This window comes from Arthrobacter methylotrophus, assembly GCF_039539965.1.
GTDB lineage: Bacteria > Actinomycetota > Actinomycetes > Actinomycetales > Micrococcaceae > Arthrobacter > Arthrobacter methylotrophus.
In genome coordinates, this window is record NZ_BAABED010000001.1 from 3,773,398 (window position 1) to 3,787,591 (window position 14,194).

Sequence of the window (14,194 nt, forward strand, 5' to 3'; positions counted from 1 at the left end):
CCGTCTACCTCCTCTCCCGTCTGCAGGTGGACTTAGATGGTCCATCCAGTCCTTCATTGTGTAGGGCGGGCGAGTGTTCATGATTTCCCCGACGTCATCCCAATGGCAGGCCACAGAACAAGGCATCCGTGGATTGAGCGTCCGTTGAGAGCCCTCTCGTGGTGGCAAGCGACACCCACACTCTGTGATCACTGGGCCAGAGAAGAATCCTCACGTCATTCGATTCTTATTGAATCCATTCTTATCCGTTCTAGTGAGCAGACGGTTCACTAGAACCATAAGGAGTTGATTCAAGTTCACTTGAATACTTCCTCGCGTGTTCCAGTAGAAGCGCTTACAACTAGAGTCCGAATCATCTCCGAGTCAGAATGCCAAAAATGTCCGAGGCTATGTAGGTGTTCTGCGAAGCCTCGAAAGGGTAGTCTTCCAAGATCCCGAGCTGCTGCAACTTCACCACGGCGTTGCTGATGGTCTGGTAGTTCTTTCCAAACTTCTTGGCCAGCCTTGCCTTTGTGACAATCGGGCTCGCCAAGAGGGATCCGGCCACATCGAGTATCACGCCGGTCGCGCCAGCTCCTCGAAGCGTATCCATGTGTTTCTGGCTGACGTCCAGGAGATCATCAACGAGCGTGGCAGTCTCCTGAGCCGATGCGGCAATGCCCTCCGCAAAAAACTCCACCCATCCGGACCAGTCGCCTGTCTCACTTAGCCGGGCAAGCTGGTCCTGATAAACATCCCGTCTGGCCTCAAACCAAGGCGAGACACTGAGCAGCGGTTCTGTAACAACGCCGTCTCGCATCAGACCAAGAACAATCAGGAGCCGGCCTAAGCGACCGTTCCCGTCATTGAAAGGGTGGATAGTCTCAAACTGGTAATGCGCAAGGGCAGAAGCAATCACAGGATCTCGCCCGCCTTCAGGGGCTTCGTTTATCCAGTCCAACAGGTCTCGGACAGCCGCATCCAGCTCTATACCTGGGGGTTGGGGAATGAAACGCGCGTCCGTGATATCAGCGCCGCGGCTTCCAATAACGACCTGCACAGACCTAGCAGCGCCAGCGTCTGCGTTGTCTGCTGCAGTCCCCTTCACAAGAGTTCGATGCAGGTCAGTAAGCAAGCCAGGGGTTATCCGCCGGCCGGCTTGGACCCAATCAAAGGCCCTTTCCGCGACCTCGACATAGTTCATGATTTCGTCTAGCTCCGCACTTCGCGGTTTATCAGACGTGTCATCAACCGCAAGCACTCGGTCAAGAGGAGCATAAGTGCCCTCCAAAGCGGACGTGCTTTGAGCCTCACGCCTGATCATCGGCATGCGGATGAGGGCTGGGTTTGGTACTTGTCGGCTGGCTTTGTCTAGTGCACCGAGAGCTCTGTTAGCCCGACTCACGGCGTGCCAGGCGGAATTGCTAAGCTCCGGCTCCTTCCCCAAAGGATGGGGAACGTACGCGAAATGGTCGTACTCACGTTTCAGCCCATCTGTGCCTCGGATAGGCACCAAACTTCCAATCGGGCTCTCGCGAAACCTCTCGACGTCCATACTTTCCTTCAATCTCAGGCGGTTCTTGCTGACTTGAACACTACAACACACATTCTAGTCAAAAGCCTGTTGACTAGAATCAGCTCGTTCCGGTTACCCACCAGAGACAGTGTTTCAGATCTGTAGATGCGCGAGAATTTAGCGCCCCACCGTTAGGTGGGAACTGTGGATTAGACCGCCCGGTGGAGGCATTCCGTGAACGTTCGGTGTCTCACCCGAGATCACGCCGCTGTATCTAGGAAGGGAAATGTTTCGTAGAAGTCGTGCCTTCCGACCCGCCAGACTACAGCCGCAGCGTTTCGAGACGCTGGGTTACGTACCAGAATCGGGGAAGCCCTCGCCAACCTGGTGAGGATGATCGACCCTGAACTGATAGCGCTAGGTGGCGGAGTGTCACGGGCAGGCGAACCTCTCTGGGGACCCCTCACGCAGGCTTTGGGAGACTCACTCACGCGGGACGGCTACCCCGTCCCGCGTGAGTGCACGCCGAACTCAGCGACGACGCAGGGCTCCACGGAGCCGCAATCATTGCGCGAAAGGCAACGTCCGGTTCCTCAACCAGTACCGGGACACAAGGCATCGAGGTCTAGAGGGCAACGAGGTGTGACAGATTCCAACCACGATGCCGCCGAGGTCGATTATGGTGAGTTTCTGGTGGGCCCGGTTCGAATAAGACCTCCTGGGCAAGCCTTCCAGAACCAAAGCCGCAGGTCAGCAATGCGGCGCCTTCGTTCCTAGGCGCTCCGTGGTGCGCGAAGACTTGGCAGCGGCTGGTCTGTGGTCGTTGCCCGCCTACATGGCGCACACTGAAAGGGTTCGTCGTGGTCGACCCCGATTGCTCTGTAGTGCCGCTGAGCCTGTAGGTCAGCATGGTGGTGGATGGGCTCCACGGGAACCGTGGATTGTTGCCTTCGAGCACGAGCGTCAGACTTACTTTTTCTCCCTGCCCTCCCCGCGACGGACATCAGTGATGGTCCTGTTTGATATGGAGGAGGAAGTAGCCATGGAAGTCGTCCATGTCCGCTGTGCCGGGCCCGACATCTACAAGAGGGACGCAAAGGTTTGTGTCCGGATCGCCGGGGCGGGACGTCGCAAAACAATCGAGACCGTGACGACCTGGGCCTCGATGACCAACCAAATCCTCGCATTGCGAGAACACCTTGCCGTTGAGGGGGTCACCTGTGTGGTGATGGAAGCGACCGGAGACTACTGGAAGCCCTTCTACTACCTGCTCGAAGACCTGCCGGGCGTCGAGGTGATGTTGGTCAACGCCCGGCACGTGAAGAATCTTCAAGGCCGCAAAACCGATGTCTCCGACGCCACCTGGCTAGCCCAACTCGGTGCGCACGGCCTGGTGCGTGGTTCGTTTGTTCCACCGGAGCCGATCCGTAGATTGCGGGACCTGACCAGGGCCCGGACCGCGATCACCCGTGAACGAGGCCGTGAGATCCAGCGCCTCGAGAAACTCCTCGAAGACGCCGGGATCAAACTCTCTGCGGTGGCCTCGGACATCACCGATGTTTCCGGACGGCTGATGCTCGAGTCCTTGGTCGAGGGCCAGCGCGACCCCACTGTCCTCGCGGACCTGGCCAAGCGACGGCTGCGCTCGAAGATCCCGGAGCTGATCGAGGCGCTGACGGGCCAGTTCAGCGAGCACCACGCGTTCCTCGCCCGGGTCCATTTGGACCTGATCGACCGGCACGCGGCCGCGATTGAGGACATTACCGCGCGGATCGAGGCGGTGATCAAGCCCTTTCACGGATTCCGAGAGCTGAACACCACCATTCCCGGCATCGGTGTCTTGACTGCCGATGTGATCATCGCCGAAATCGGAGGTGACACGTCCAGGTTCCCCACACCGGGCCATCTTGCATCCTGGGCCGGCACGACCCCGGGCAGTAACGAGTCCGCTGGACGGATCAAATCCACCAGGACCCGCCCAGGCAACCCCTACCTCCAAGGAGCCCTTGGCGCCGCGGCAATGGCCTGTGCACAGAACCCGACAACCTACCTCGGCGCCCGATACCGGCGGATCGCTTCCCGGCGAGGTCCGCAGAAGGCAAACGTCGCGATCCAGCACAAAATGCTCGTCTCGATATGGCACATGGGCATGGACGGGACCCTCTACGAGGACCCCGGCAGCGATTTCTACACCCGTTTACACCCGGAACGGGCAACGAGCCGGGCGGTCCACCAGCTCGAAACCATGGGCTACCAAGTGACCCTCGACCGCGTTAGCTGACCACAGCAGCGGACTCTGACGCGAATCAAATCTTCGCGTCAGAGCCAAACTAAGAGCCCCCTGTCGGATTCGAACCGACGACCCCCGCTTTAGCCCCAGACGCCTGGTGGCAGGCGGGAAAGGTGCCATTATGCCCGGAATCTAGAGGTTTTTGCGGTCAGCGACAACTGATGAATAGTTGTTGTTTGACGTTGATTCAGGTGAGTTAAAGGTGAGTCGGTTGCAATGGCCGGCTTGGTGTCGGCCTGTTAGACCCTGCAATCGACACAGCGCCCGTCTAGCTTCCTCCTCCCTTCTATGCGGGACCTCGATGGTCCACCTAGTCATTCATTGCGAGGGGCGTGCAGGAAGACGAATCGACGGATGCGGTGCTTCCTTTTTGGGCGTTGTCTCACTGCTGGCTGCTCCAGGAACCGGTTGTCCACCGTCATGATTGGTATGCCAGCCAGATGGTGCGGGTCTGGCTTCAAGAAGGGCATCTGAAGAGGGGGAGTATTCGTCTCCATTATTCCCACCTTCAAATGAAAAGGACTCCCGCGGATTTGTTGATGGAGTTGGGACCATTATACGCCTTTAGCTATTTCTCAGGCCATAGAGAGAATGTTGTACGGCGCGTTATGATCTCGATATCTCGGGAATATACATGACGATTCTAAACAGTGCCAACTAGGGCGTTTATTCGATTCTTCTACTGGCGTTAAAAACTCGGATGCGATGACGTGTTTTTGCACCCTATACGTTGGTGACGCCTCGCAGGGAAGACCGCTAGCACAACCCTGCGGTGCATGGGCAGCAAGAAAGTTGCCCCAGCGTGTCCCCCCTAGGCCATCGTCTGGACCGCTCGTAAGCTTTGAGTCATGAGGCTGAGATCAGGCAAGACACCGGACCAAGTTGAACCGGCGGAACAACTCAAGTTGATCCATGATGAGATCGGCCGTCAGCGTCCCCTGCTTCTTCAGCGAATCGGCAGCATGCACACCAGGGCATCCATCCTGGTTACCGCGTCGGGCATCGCTAGCGTCCTCCAGGCCAAGCAGCCGGACATCGGATGGCAATATCTCAGCGTCGCCATGGGGGTATGTGCGGCGGTAATCGGACTCTTTTCGCTGCGACCCCAGAACGGGGCAGACGCGATGGCGTCTAAGTCCATGGAGCAGCGGTTGGAAGCCGATCTCTACGACGCCCACAAGAGCATTGTCGACGATGCTGCGGCTTCACTAGACGCTGACAGGGAGCACCTAAATCACCTCGGCAAGCCTCTTGGCTTTGGCTATGGTCTTCTAGCTGCATCCTTGTTGACCAGCATTATCCTTTCCGCCCTGCACTACTTCGAGTTCATCTAGAAAGGCACTTCAATGTCCAAGCAACAGCCGCAACAAACCCCGAAGCCCAAGGTTCAAATTCCTTCAACGCTTACGAGTATCTCCAAGAGCGGAAGCAAGCCGCAGCCCCAGCCGACGCCAAGGCCGTCAAAGGGCAAGTAAAGCGTCTCAGCTAGTAGCTAGCGCAGGAACGATTGAATCAGTCCGCTAGCTACTAGTAGTGCGCCACCGCTAGCCCCGCACCACATGGATATTTGAACCCATCGGTGCTTCTGCCAGGCGATGTCGGCCATGACCGTGATCTGCCTAGTGATGACCGGCAAGATGTCCCGCTTAGTGAGGGCGTCTTTCAGATCCTCGGGCTCCCAGTGCTGGGTGTGTCCAAAGTAGATGAAGTTTTCCGCTGACGCCTTCTGGAGGCCTTCGGATTTCAGACGGGGGATGACGGCAGTGATTGCGAAAATTGCACCAGCCAGAAGCCCTAATAGACCCATCCAGTAGAAGGTGATGGATGTGCCATTGGCGAGTCCCGAGTAAAGACGATCCTTGGCGGATAGGCCAACCGCGATGCCAATAACAGCTGAACAAAACGCGAAGGCAAACGTGGCTTTGGTGTCTACTTTGCCTGTCCAGTCAACATGAGCAGCGTGGATCTTCCACGCGGTGTCGACGGCGTCCTTATTGTCCATCACAGCTCCCACCATCCTGAGGAGCGGTAGAGATCTTCGAAGAATCCATCGTCATTCTGCATCGGTGCCCGAGTCCAAAAACTTGAATCCTCTTTCCACATCGTCACCTCGGGGGACAGAGCCTCGAAAACATCAGGGGTGATAGTGATCGGATATGAATCGCGCTTCTCACTGAGCTTGGCGGCGCGATTGGGCGCTCGGCCGATAGAGATGAGGTCATTGTCGTTGCGAACGCCGCCACGGACGACCAGCGCCTCTCCAGTGTCTATCCCAATACCATGGTTGATATCGCAGAAGTCTTTGCCGTCCGACCAAGCAGCCTCTACCGCTGGACGTATGACCTTGATGACTGCCCAGTTGATCGCAAAGGCAGCCCGAACCGCCTTCGATTCCTTGTCATCACCCATGAAAATTGCCATCACCCGGTCACCATCAAAGCTCCGGATCTCGCCCCCCTGGTGCTTCAGAATGCGCGAAGCTGTGTTTATGTAAGACCGGATGATCTTGGCCGTGGTTTCCTTCTTTAGGCTGTTGGCCATCGCTGTTGAACCGGCCAGGTCAGCGTAAAGGTATGTGGCATCAATGAGCCGGCCGCCGTTTTTCATCACGACGTCGTCAGTCGTTGGTACCTTCGTTCCGTTGGTGATGTTCCAAGTCTCGCGAAGTATTTCGGTAACGGAAGATTCAATTGACGGATACACGAGTCTCCATCCGGACGAAGACGGAGGGAGAAGTGCCTGTCACGGCTTTCTCCAACCCGACGTGCTGTACGTCTTGATAGTGTGGGGACCGACCTGTCGATCGACAGCGTTCTTCCACACCGGCTTTTCGCCCATGAGCTTGTTCTTTTGATTAAGGCGACTGTAGACACGATCCGTGATCGTAATGGTTCCAGGTTCCTTGCGGATGCCACTCAGTTTGGCGGCGACATTTGGCGCCGTCCCGATTGAGATCAAGTCGCTGTTGTCACGTGCACCGCCGCGGACGATCAGCGTTTTTCCGTCATCAATGCCCACACGGTGGCTGAGCGACCACGTCGTCTTCGAGTTCTTGAGATGCTTCTCGAGCTGAGGATTGATGACCTCGCTCACCGCCCAATTGATGTGGAGCGCGGCTTCGACGGCGTTATTCCGGCGCCTTGGACCAATGAAGATCCCCATTACTCTGTCGCCGTCGAAGCTGCGGATGTGGCCTTCCTTGAAGCGTATGGCGTCTACGGCTGCGCGTAGGTACATCCGCATCACTCTGGCGGTGAACTCTGGAACATAGGTCTTAGCCAGGAGAGTGGAGTCCGCCAAGTCCGCATACAGATAGGTGGCTTCAAGTCGCTTGCCCCCGTTCTTCTGACTGACATTCTCTGTCTTAGGAACTACCTGGCCATCTTCTATGACCCATGGCTCGGCTAAGATATCGCTAATGCGCGACGTGATGTCGTCGGACTTTACTGACATACTTCCCCCAACGATGGTTTCTATTGAATTAATCGTACTAACCACCGGTGACACTTGAGGTCCCACAGCAACTCCATGGAGCCTAGCCCTCTACCTAGAGGCAATGCCGTTTACTTAACTCGGTTGTGTTAATGTTTCCGGATGGCGCGTAGTGGATGGGTGACCCCGGAGGGTCCTGAACGGTTGACTGACCATATTTCCTTCGGTGTGTTGACACGGGTTTCCCGGCGGATGCGGTGGATGCGGTGATCGTGCGTACCGGGGCCCTGGAGCAGCGGAACCGTTTGCTGCCCTCGCGGTCACCGCAGGCTGAGGACCTTCCTAGCGGCCGCGACACGCCTCTACCTGGTCATACTGCTGATCATGCCGGCTATCGCCATCACTGCTAGCTAGCACCGGCGCCGGCGGCGTTATCATCATCGTAACCTCGGCCATTTTCCACGACAGCTGGAGTTATCTGTCGTAGACTATGAACATGAAGCGCCAAAGCCCCCTATTGGACCGGCTGCCCCGCGGCCCCTTCAGCCTCTCCGACGCCGCAGAGCACGGCGTCTCCCACACGAGCCTGTACCGGATGCGGAGCGCCGGTCTGGTTGAAAGGATCGGCTCCGGGCTGTACGTCACCGGGACCGGCCTGGAGGCCGACATTGACCTTCTTGAAGCTTCCCGCAAGGCCCCCTTGGCGACGATCTGTCTCAACAGCGCTCTCGCCCGGCATGGACTGATCGATGAGATCCCTGCCAGCATTGACTTGGCCATACCCCGCGGTAGAACTCCCCCGCTACTTTTGGCCCCGGTCACCTGGCATCTCTTTGACAAGGCCACGTTCGAGATCGGCCGCTCCACCATCTCCGTTGAAGGGACCGACGAGGCGAGGATTGGTATTTACTCCCCCGAACGATCGATCGTTGACGCCTTTCGCCTTCGTAGTACCACGGGATACGAAACTGGAATCGAAGCGCTGCGTAACTGGCTCAAGCGCCCGGGATCCCAGCCGGCCAGGCTCATGGAGATCGCCTCGTCGGTCCCCCGGTCCAAGGGCCCGCTCCGGCAAGCGCTGGAGGTCCTCCTGTGACGGCGACCGGCTCCATTTACCTCCAACTGCAGAAAGTTGCCCGGGACCGGAAACGTCCCGCCGATGAGATCTTCACCTTGTACGGGCTCGAGCGGTTCCTAGCCCGACTGACAGCCACCGCTTACGCGGACGATTTCTGCCTCAAAGGCGGCGTCCTGCTGTCCGCCCACGCGCTGCGCCGCCCGACCCGCGACATCGACATGCAGGCTCTCGACTTCCAACTCGACGTAGATCACCTCAACAAAGTCGTGAAAGCAGTCTGCGACGTCGTCGTGGACGACGGCCTGGTCTTCGACCTCGCGTCCATGCAAATCGAACAGATCCGGGACGAAGACGAGTACAGCGGCCTGCGCGTCTCGCTTCCAGGACTGCTTGGCCGGGCGAAAATCACCATCAAGCTCGACATCAGTACCGGTGACCCCATCTGGCCCGAACCGGAGCAGATAGCCCTCCCGTCTCTGCTCGGCGGATCGGTAAAGATGCAGGGCCACCCGTTGGTGACCGTGATCGCAGAGAAGACCGTCACCATGCTCCAGCGCGGCACCACCAGCACCCGATGGCGGGACCTGTTGGACGTGGCAGTCCTGTCTGACCGGTTCGAATTCAGCGCGTGGGACCTCCGGCAAGCAGCGGCACGCGTGGCTGCGCACCGCGGAGCCGAGCTCGAACCGCTCCGTGCCCTGATGGCCGGCTATGGTGCGATCGGGCAGGCGAAATGGGCTGCATGGCGCCGAAAACTAAAGGTGGAAGATCTCTGCGAACAGGACCTCGACGCGCAGGTGGAGCGAGTCCTCATCTTCATGGAGCCAGTCTTCGACGGGACCGCCGAAGACCACCACCGGTGGAACCCCAACGCGCGCATCTGGTCATAGACCGCTCTGGCAGCCTGCACCGGGAGTAGCAGCAACACGAAAGTACAAAGTGTCGTCGTCGATGCAGGTTCCTGCTCGCGCGGGTTCAAGGGCCTGAGTAAACGCCAAGACCATAGCTTCCCGCTACACTCAGGGCGTGGTCGAACACTTCACGAGGCAGTACGACAGCCCGGCTTATACGAAACTCATCAACGCAGGCAAACACTTCGAAGCTCTCGAACGGGAGATTATCGAATGGGGCGATTACAACCCGCTGCTAGCTCCTGCCCGGGCTCTAGGCCCGGATTTGTATGAACTCTTCCGTCCAGAAACGCCTGTTGTTCCGCTCCTAGCGTGGAGCGGCCGTTTTGGCGACGGAGTCCACAATCTTCGCGCCGCCTTGGACTTACTAGCGTACGAGCTGTGCCACATCGACGGTGGCTTTCCCGCGAAACCCAGGAAGGTGTACTTCCCCGTTGTGGAGAACGAGGAGAATTGGGCGGAAAAAACTGAGCACCTCGGATCAATCCCTTCTACGCTATTGGAGCGGATTCGAGACGTCCAGCCATGGCACTCAGCTGCGCCTACCAAGCACGCATTATCTTTGCTCACCGCACTGGACAACATGGACAAGCACCGTTCAACCGTGGGGTTGATAATCCTTCCCGGGAGGCTCGATCCGCCCCGCCTCCATCCGCTACCGGGAAAAGACGAATCTTTGTGGCAGGAGCCATGGATGCAGTTCGGCATGAACCCTCCCCTGCCTCAGGGGGCTCTGCCCGCCTTATGGCAGGTTGGCCCGGCTCCAATGGTCTACTTCGAGAACCGCATGACGTCCCTCGGACACCTGCAACGGTGGCTGTTCCACGAGACCAACCGAGCCTTCGGGTACATTGCCAAAGGCGAGTGGCCCACGCTTCAGCATCCGGCTCCGGAACCTGAATGGGCGAACCTCCCTTAACGACTTCTCCGACGCCAGCCTTCGTGGCCTTCGCAGTGACAGGCCTTCGCAGTGAGCGTTCCAAGGCCCTCGATAGCCGATGACCGTGCAGAATGCTGCTTTTGTTTTAACTGTGGTCGGGACCCTGGAATAGCGCGTCTCGGAGCTGTTCGATATCGGTAGCAGCCAAACCACCGAGGGTGTGGTGTCTGAGAACTGCGGTGGCCAGCGTGCGAACGCGGCCGAGTTGCATCTCATCAACGGAGCGAACCGACCCGTGAACGAGGCCACTTCGGATGCCATTTAACCGACCAACAGGTTCCTTGACCAGGTGTTCATCCACATCAAGTATTGCCGCCAACCTACGCCGCAGGGGTGCAATGTTCGCATTCTCGCCAAGTTCAAGTGATTCAAGGACCAGCCAGTACGAGATGAAGCCCATCACCCGATCTGCTTGCGATTCGGCTATCCAGTACCACTGTCCGGCAATCTTCAGTCTCTGGCGACTTGCGTCATCAAGTTCCAGGTACGCAGATATCTTGGGTTCAAACGGCCCCCAAACTTCCTGGGCGGGAAGAAGGTTTGGCCGCGCCTGTGATTCTAAGGCGACGGTGCGACCGCCTAACATGCGGTTCCAGTGCCAGTCCTCGAAGACCTCGCCGACTTCTTCTGTAATGAGGGGTCCGAGCATGCGCTCCCCGAACATCAGATCCAGCATAACCAAGAGCGGCGCTACGCCGGCACGTCCGGCGGCCACCATTCCCTCATAACTGCTGTCGCTGCTCTCACCGATGGCGTAGAGAATTTCTACGTAATTCCCTACTGGGGTGTCTGTTTGATGCGCCCGAACGTGTATCCCTACGTTTGGTTTGAACTGGTAACGAAAAAAGCCACCTTCGTGCTCGATTGACCCCCATTCGGGCAGTAGAAAATGACCAGGACGCCTGGATGAAAGGGCTCCTTCAAATATTGGTTCTCCGAGCGTTACCGCCCCATTTCCGAAGGTGAGGCGCAAAGTGTCCATGTCAACGCTGAGAGATGGCGCCACGACTGTCCGAATTGTCTTGTGGACTAGCCGATATGCGGGCTTGCCACCACCCTTTGGGTGGTCGTCGTCAGTCATCTGCCACCCTTCGAAGCTGAGTGGAGATGGAGTATCTACCTGCGGTTCCCATGCATGGATGAATTCGTCGAGCCCCTGCACTTTGTCAGCTTCGACCGGTCGAGCGCTCCCTGTCGCCGCATCAACAATCTGAACCCGCGGATCAAATTCGGCGCTGGAATTAGCGTCCAACAGAATCCATCTAGGCCCGTGCCAGCATCTCATCCAAGCCGCAACTGACGTCCAAGGCCGTAGCGGCGTATTCTCGAACAGTTTCGACTGGGATGGAGAACTCCTCTGCGTGAGCAGCCTCAGTGCGGAGCCGGCTCAGGCCGCCCGCTGCTGCTACAAGATACAGAGGAACCGCCTCCACACGCTCGAGCATGCGGGGAATGGAGCCTCGCCTTACATGAGGTGCATATTGAGCGACTACCTTTGCCGCCGCTGTTTCCACTCTCAGGTACGCTTCGAGGATTGCTGCCCGCGGTGAGATTTCTGCCAACGCGTCTATCCTCGCCAGGAAGGAAACGGCTGCCCCCGGATCATCGCCGCCTGCATCTCCGTGCCCCTCGTTGTTGGAGGCCTTCTGAGCTTCAGGCGGAAGGTCATCCTTCACTTCCTTTAGCTCTTGCTCAAATTTCAAAGCAAAGTTTCCCGGGCCAGTGATCTCTGAGACCGTTGGAATCCGTCCGGCAATGTTTCCCAGCAGGCTTTTTAACTGGTTGTTGAACATGAACATGATGACGACGATAACGATGGGCCAAGAAAGCGATGAGGCCAAGCTTGCAACAAATTCCCAACCGTTCATGTCCCGACCCTACCAACGCTGGGCAGTCGAAGGCTCTTTGAGTGCCGACCATGCCGTGTGTCTACCGGCTGACAAGAGACCATGGGCGCCTGCAGGTGCGCCAGCAGACGAGTGTTGGTGGACGTTTGAAACGACAGGCGTACCCGCAGACCCTACGGATACGCCTACATATTCGATACCCAACTATTCGCGCTAGCGGAAGGAGCCCAGGATATCGCTCAGGTTGGGGCACATCCCAACCTGACGTCAGGCAATCACTTAAACGGTTAGATTAGCATCCAGAAGGTGTTTCATGCACTCCTCTGCTGAAGAGTCTCAGATCTCAATCTGAGAGAAGGTCGCGGAAACGGAGGGCCTACGTTGAACCCTGCTGGTACAAATCTGAGAGCACCGCGCTGATAGGTGGACGCTTTGTCCAACCTGGCTGCCTCAGGCAACCTTTGAGCCACAACCCGATTTCGCCCGTGGCCACATGCTGCCGACCGGCCGGGTCCTGAAGTAGTTCAGGTTCGCCTTTACCGTGCTAACAACTGTCCGGCGACGCTGATTAAGGTGAGTTAATGGTGAGCCCTGACTGGAATGGGCTTCTTCCAAGCGGTGTTCGAAAGTAACCGTGCAGGTCAGAACCCAATTTGGTCGGCAGGAGCATTCGAACCGAAGATCCGAGCCGGAAGTTTGCGGCAATCGACAACTCGGGCGCGGCGTCCAAGTGACTGAAACCGCAGGTCAGGGCCCTCTGCGGCCACTGCGGACGCATTAGAACCGACGAAAACCTGCCGAGTCCTACATAGAATCTGGTCCTGCGCGTCATGGGCTCCTGACTAAAACCGCAGGTCAGAGCCAAACTAAGAGCCCCCTGTCGGATTCGAACCGACGACCCCCGCTTTACAAGAGCGGTGCTCTGGCCAACTGAGCTAAGGAGGCGCGCCCCGGCGGACCGGAGCTAGGTGCCCCGGCGGACCGGAGCTGGTGCGCGCGAGCGCTAGATAAGGGTAGCCCAAGACCTCCCGCCCACGGAAATTCCGCGGGCGCCAGTCGGCGCGGCGCCCATCTAACACCGCCAGTCGGCGCGGCACCACCCAACTCCCACGGCCAGCGGGCAACCACCCAACACCCCGGCACCACCCCAAACACCCCAGCCCACCCGGCGGAGCGGCACTGCCGTCATGCGACGGCAGGCATCCTCCGCCACCGGGGGGAAATCCCTAAGTGAGAACTACTTCTTCGCGGCGATAGCTGCGTTCAGGACTGTCGTGAAGTCCGTCTTGTTGTCCCACTGCTGGCCGTCGACGAAGACCGAGGGCGTACCTGTGACTCCGATAATCGAGGCCTCCTTGGTGACCACCTTGACGAATGGTCTGTACGTCTTGTTGTCGATGCAAGAGTCGATGTTCGCTGATCCCGCATCGGTGGCCAATTTCTTGAGGTCGTTGTCCGAAATACCTGCACTGCCCTCAGCAGGCTGGCGTGCGTACAACATGTCGATGAGTGCCGAGTACTTGTCCGGCGACGTGTTGGCCACGCACGCTGCGGCGTTGGCGGCACGCGAGGAGTAGTTGGTGGTGGAGCTGGCGTCCAGGAAGCCGATCGGACGGTACTCCAAGGTGATCTTGCCGTCGTTGCGCAGCTGTGTTAACTGAGTGTTGTAGGTGGTCTCGAAGTTCTTGCAAATGGGGCAGATGAAGTCGATGTAGGCCACAACCTTGACCGGCTTTCCGGACTCAGCTTCAGCGCCGGGGGCGGTCACGACGGCGGGCGCCGTGGCCGGGGCTGACGGCAGGGACGCCAGGCTAACGGTGGCAGCGGCCGACTTCGTCACGTCGGTGCCCTTCAGCAGCGTCACGCCGCCGTGCACGTTGGCGTTGGCCGGCGTCGGACCCTGGTCCGCAATCGGAGCGTTGTTCGCGATGTTCTGGGTGACCACCAGGGCAATGACGGCGAGGATGGCCACGACGGCAACCACAATGCCCCAGCCGATGAGCAGCTTATTGCGCTTGTCTTTCTTCAGCTGAGCTTCACGGATCGCGCGGGCCTTTTCGCGGGCCTGGGCGGTGCGTTCTGCCTTGGACAGGCGTGGTTCGTTTGCGGGGCTCATCAGTTCCTCGTGCTTAATCGGCGGCGTAGGTCTAGCTATGGCAACCAGGCCAGTTTACGGGAGAAGACCGACAAGACGGGCTGCG

At 58.3% G+C, this 14,194-nt stretch carries 16 protein-coding genes and 1 tRNA gene; 7 read left to right on the forward strand and 10 right to left on the reverse strand.

The window, feature by feature from the left end; all coding sequences use genetic code 11:
• Positions 1 to 352: 352 nt before the first annotated feature.
• A complete protein-coding gene (locus tag ABD884_RS19490) occupies positions 353 to 1,534 on the reverse strand; it encodes a Fic family protein (RefSeq protein ID WP_345050072.1) in 1,182 nt (393 codons plus the stop codon).
• Positions 1,535 to 2,137: 603 nt separating this feature from the next.
• On the opposite strand from ABD884_RS19490, the gene ABD884_RS19495 reads away from it, so the two are divergent.
• Both ABD884_RS19495 and ABD884_RS19500 read left to right on the forward strand, forming a co-directional pair.
• Complete coding sequence (locus tag ABD884_RS19495) at positions 2,138 to 2,272, forward strand: hypothetical protein (protein ID WP_345050078.1); 135 nt, start codon at positions 2,138 to 2,140, stop codon at positions 2,270 to 2,272.
• Positions 2,273 to 2,537: 265 nt separating this feature from the next.
• Complete coding sequence (locus ABD884_RS19500) at positions 2,538 to 3,776, forward strand: IS110 family RNA-guided transposase (protein ID WP_345055079.1); 1,239 nt, start codon at positions 2,538 to 2,540, stop codon at positions 3,774 to 3,776.
• A gap of 323 nt (positions 3,777 to 4,099) precedes the next feature.
• Here the strand turns inward: ABD884_RS19500 and ABD884_RS19505 are convergent, their stop codons facing one another.
• The gene (locus tag ABD884_RS19505; RefSeq protein WP_345050081.1) at positions 4,100 to 4,282 is read right to left on the reverse strand and encodes a hypothetical protein; all 183 of its coding nucleotides are present in this window, start codon (positions 4,280 to 4,282) and stop codon (positions 4,100 to 4,102) included.
• Positions 4,283 to 4,633: 351 nt separating this feature from the next.
• On the opposite strand from ABD884_RS19505, the gene ABD884_RS19510 reads away from it, so the two are divergent.
• Positions 4,634 to 5,119 (forward strand): hypothetical protein, encoded by a 486-nt coding sequence (locus tag ABD884_RS19510; protein WP_345050086.1) that lies wholly within the window; start codon positions 4,634 to 4,636, stop codon positions 5,117 to 5,119.
• A 12-nt stretch (positions 5,120 to 5,131) separates the two neighbouring features.
• Positions 5,132 to 5,260 carry a hypothetical protein gene (locus tag ABD884_RS19515; RefSeq protein ID WP_345050091.1) on the forward strand — a complete coding sequence of 43 codons (129 nt, stop codon included), beginning with the start codon at positions 5,132 to 5,134 and terminating at the stop codon, positions 5,258 to 5,260.
• Between the two features lie 17 nt (positions 5,261 to 5,277).
• Here ABD884_RS19515 and ABD884_RS19520 read toward each other — a convergent pair whose 3' ends face one another.
• The 3 genes from ABD884_RS19520 to ABD884_RS19530 are packed head-to-tail and all read right to left on the reverse strand — an operon-like array spanning position 5,278 to position 7,085.
• Entirely contained in the window at positions 5,278 to 5,787 is a 510-nt protein-coding gene (locus tag ABD884_RS19520; RefSeq protein WP_345050097.1) for a Pycsar system effector family protein, read from the reverse strand.
• Entirely contained in the window at positions 5,787 to 6,488 is a 702-nt protein-coding gene (locus ABD884_RS19525) for an adenylate/guanylate cyclase domain-containing protein (RefSeq protein WP_345050100.1), read from the reverse strand. Before ABD884_RS19525 ends, ABD884_RS19520 begins: the two co-directional genes overlap by 1 nt.
• A gap of 39 nt (positions 6,489 to 6,527) precedes the next feature.
• Positions 6,528 to 7,085 (reverse strand): adenylate/guanylate cyclase domain-containing protein, encoded by a 558-nt coding sequence (locus ABD884_RS19530; protein ID WP_425548298.1) that lies wholly within the window; start codon positions 7,083 to 7,085, stop codon positions 6,528 to 6,530.
• Positions 7,086 to 7,713: 628 nt separating this feature from the next.
• Here ABD884_RS19530 and ABD884_RS19535 point away from each other — a divergent pair.
• From ABD884_RS19535 to ABD884_RS19545, 3 genes are all read left to right on the forward strand, one after another.
• Positions 7,714 to 8,313 (forward strand): type IV toxin-antitoxin system AbiEi family antitoxin domain-containing protein, encoded by a 600-nt coding sequence (locus tag ABD884_RS19535; protein ID WP_345050111.1) that lies wholly within the window; start codon positions 7,714 to 7,716, stop codon positions 8,311 to 8,313.
• Positions 8,310 to 9,185 (forward strand): nucleotidyl transferase AbiEii/AbiGii toxin family protein, encoded by an 876-nt coding sequence (locus ABD884_RS19540; protein ID WP_345050116.1) that lies wholly within the window; start codon positions 8,310 to 8,312, stop codon positions 9,183 to 9,185. The genes ABD884_RS19535 and ABD884_RS19540 overlap by 4 nt, the downstream gene beginning before the upstream one ends.
• 136 nt (positions 9,186 to 9,321) lie before the next feature.
• A complete protein-coding gene (locus ABD884_RS19545) occupies positions 9,322 to 10,125 on the forward strand; it encodes a hypothetical protein (protein ID WP_345050120.1) in 804 nt (267 codons plus the stop codon).
• 106 nt (positions 10,126 to 10,231) lie between these two features.
• Here the strand turns inward: ABD884_RS19545 and ABD884_RS19550 are convergent, their stop codons facing one another.
• From ABD884_RS19550 to ABD884_RS19570, 5 genes are all read right to left on the reverse strand, one after another.
• Positions 10,232 to 11,398, reverse strand: a complete 1,167-nt coding sequence (locus ABD884_RS19550; protein ID WP_345050124.1) for a hypothetical protein — start codon at positions 11,396 to 11,398, stop codon at positions 10,232 to 10,234.
• A gap of 10 nt (positions 11,399 to 11,408) precedes the next feature.
• On the reverse strand, positions 11,409 to 12,014 hold the full coding sequence (locus ABD884_RS19555; RefSeq protein WP_345050127.1) for a hypothetical protein: 606 nt from the start codon (positions 12,012 to 12,014) through the stop codon (positions 11,409 to 11,411).
• A gap of 547 nt (positions 12,015 to 12,561) precedes the next feature.
• Positions 12,562 to 12,825 (reverse strand): hypothetical protein, encoded by a 264-nt coding sequence (locus ABD884_RS19560; protein ID WP_345050130.1) that lies wholly within the window; start codon positions 12,823 to 12,825, stop codon positions 12,562 to 12,564.
• Positions 12,826 to 12,864: 39 nt separating this feature from the next.
• A tRNA-Thr gene (locus ABD884_RS19565) sits at positions 12,865 to 12,938 on the reverse strand.
• 292 nt (positions 12,939 to 13,230) lie between these two features.
• Positions 13,231 to 14,109 (reverse strand): DsbA family protein, encoded by an 879-nt coding sequence (locus ABD884_RS19570; RefSeq protein WP_345050136.1) that lies wholly within the window; start codon positions 14,107 to 14,109, stop codon positions 13,231 to 13,233.
• Positions 14,110 to 14,194 lie beyond the last annotated feature (85 nt).

Excerpts from the sequence above, each read along its gene's own strand:
- ABD884_RS19490 (WP_345050072.1), bottom strand. The coding sequence starts at position 1,534 with ATGGACGTCGAGAGGTTTCGCGAGAGCCCGATTGGAAGTTTGGTGCCT.
- ABD884_RS19500 (WP_345055079.1), top strand. The coding sequence starts at position 2,538 with ATGGAAGTCGTCCATGTCCGCTGTGCCGGGCCCGACATCTACAAGAGG.
- ABD884_RS19505 (WP_345050081.1), bottom strand. The coding sequence starts at position 4,282 with ATGGAGACGAATACTCCCCCTCTTCAGATGCCCTTCTTGAAGCCAGAC.
- ABD884_RS19510 (WP_345050086.1), top strand. The coding sequence starts at position 4,634 with ATGAGGCTGAGATCAGGCAAGACACCGGACCAAGTTGAACCGGCGGAA.
- ABD884_RS19515 (WP_345050091.1), top strand. The coding sequence starts at position 5,132 with ATGTCCAAGCAACAGCCGCAACAAACCCCGAAGCCCAAGGTTCAAATT.
- ABD884_RS19520 (WP_345050097.1), bottom strand. The coding sequence starts at position 5,787 with ATGGACAATAAGGACGCCGTCGACACCGCGTGGAAGATCCACGCTGCT.
- ABD884_RS19535 (WP_345050111.1), top strand. The coding sequence starts at position 7,714 with ATGAAGCGCCAAAGCCCCCTATTGGACCGGCTGCCCCGCGGCCCCTTC.
- ABD884_RS19555 (WP_345050127.1), bottom strand. The coding sequence starts at position 12,014 with ATGAACGGTTGGGAATTTGTTGCAAGCTTGGCCTCATCGCTTTCTTGG.
- ABD884_RS19560 (WP_345050130.1), bottom strand. The coding sequence starts at position 12,825 with ATGACGCGCAGGACCAGATTCTATGTAGGACTCGGCAGGTTTTCGTCG.
- ABD884_RS19570 (WP_345050136.1), bottom strand. The coding sequence starts at position 14,109 with ATGAGCCCCGCAAACGAACCACGCCTGTCCAAGGCAGAACGCACCGCC.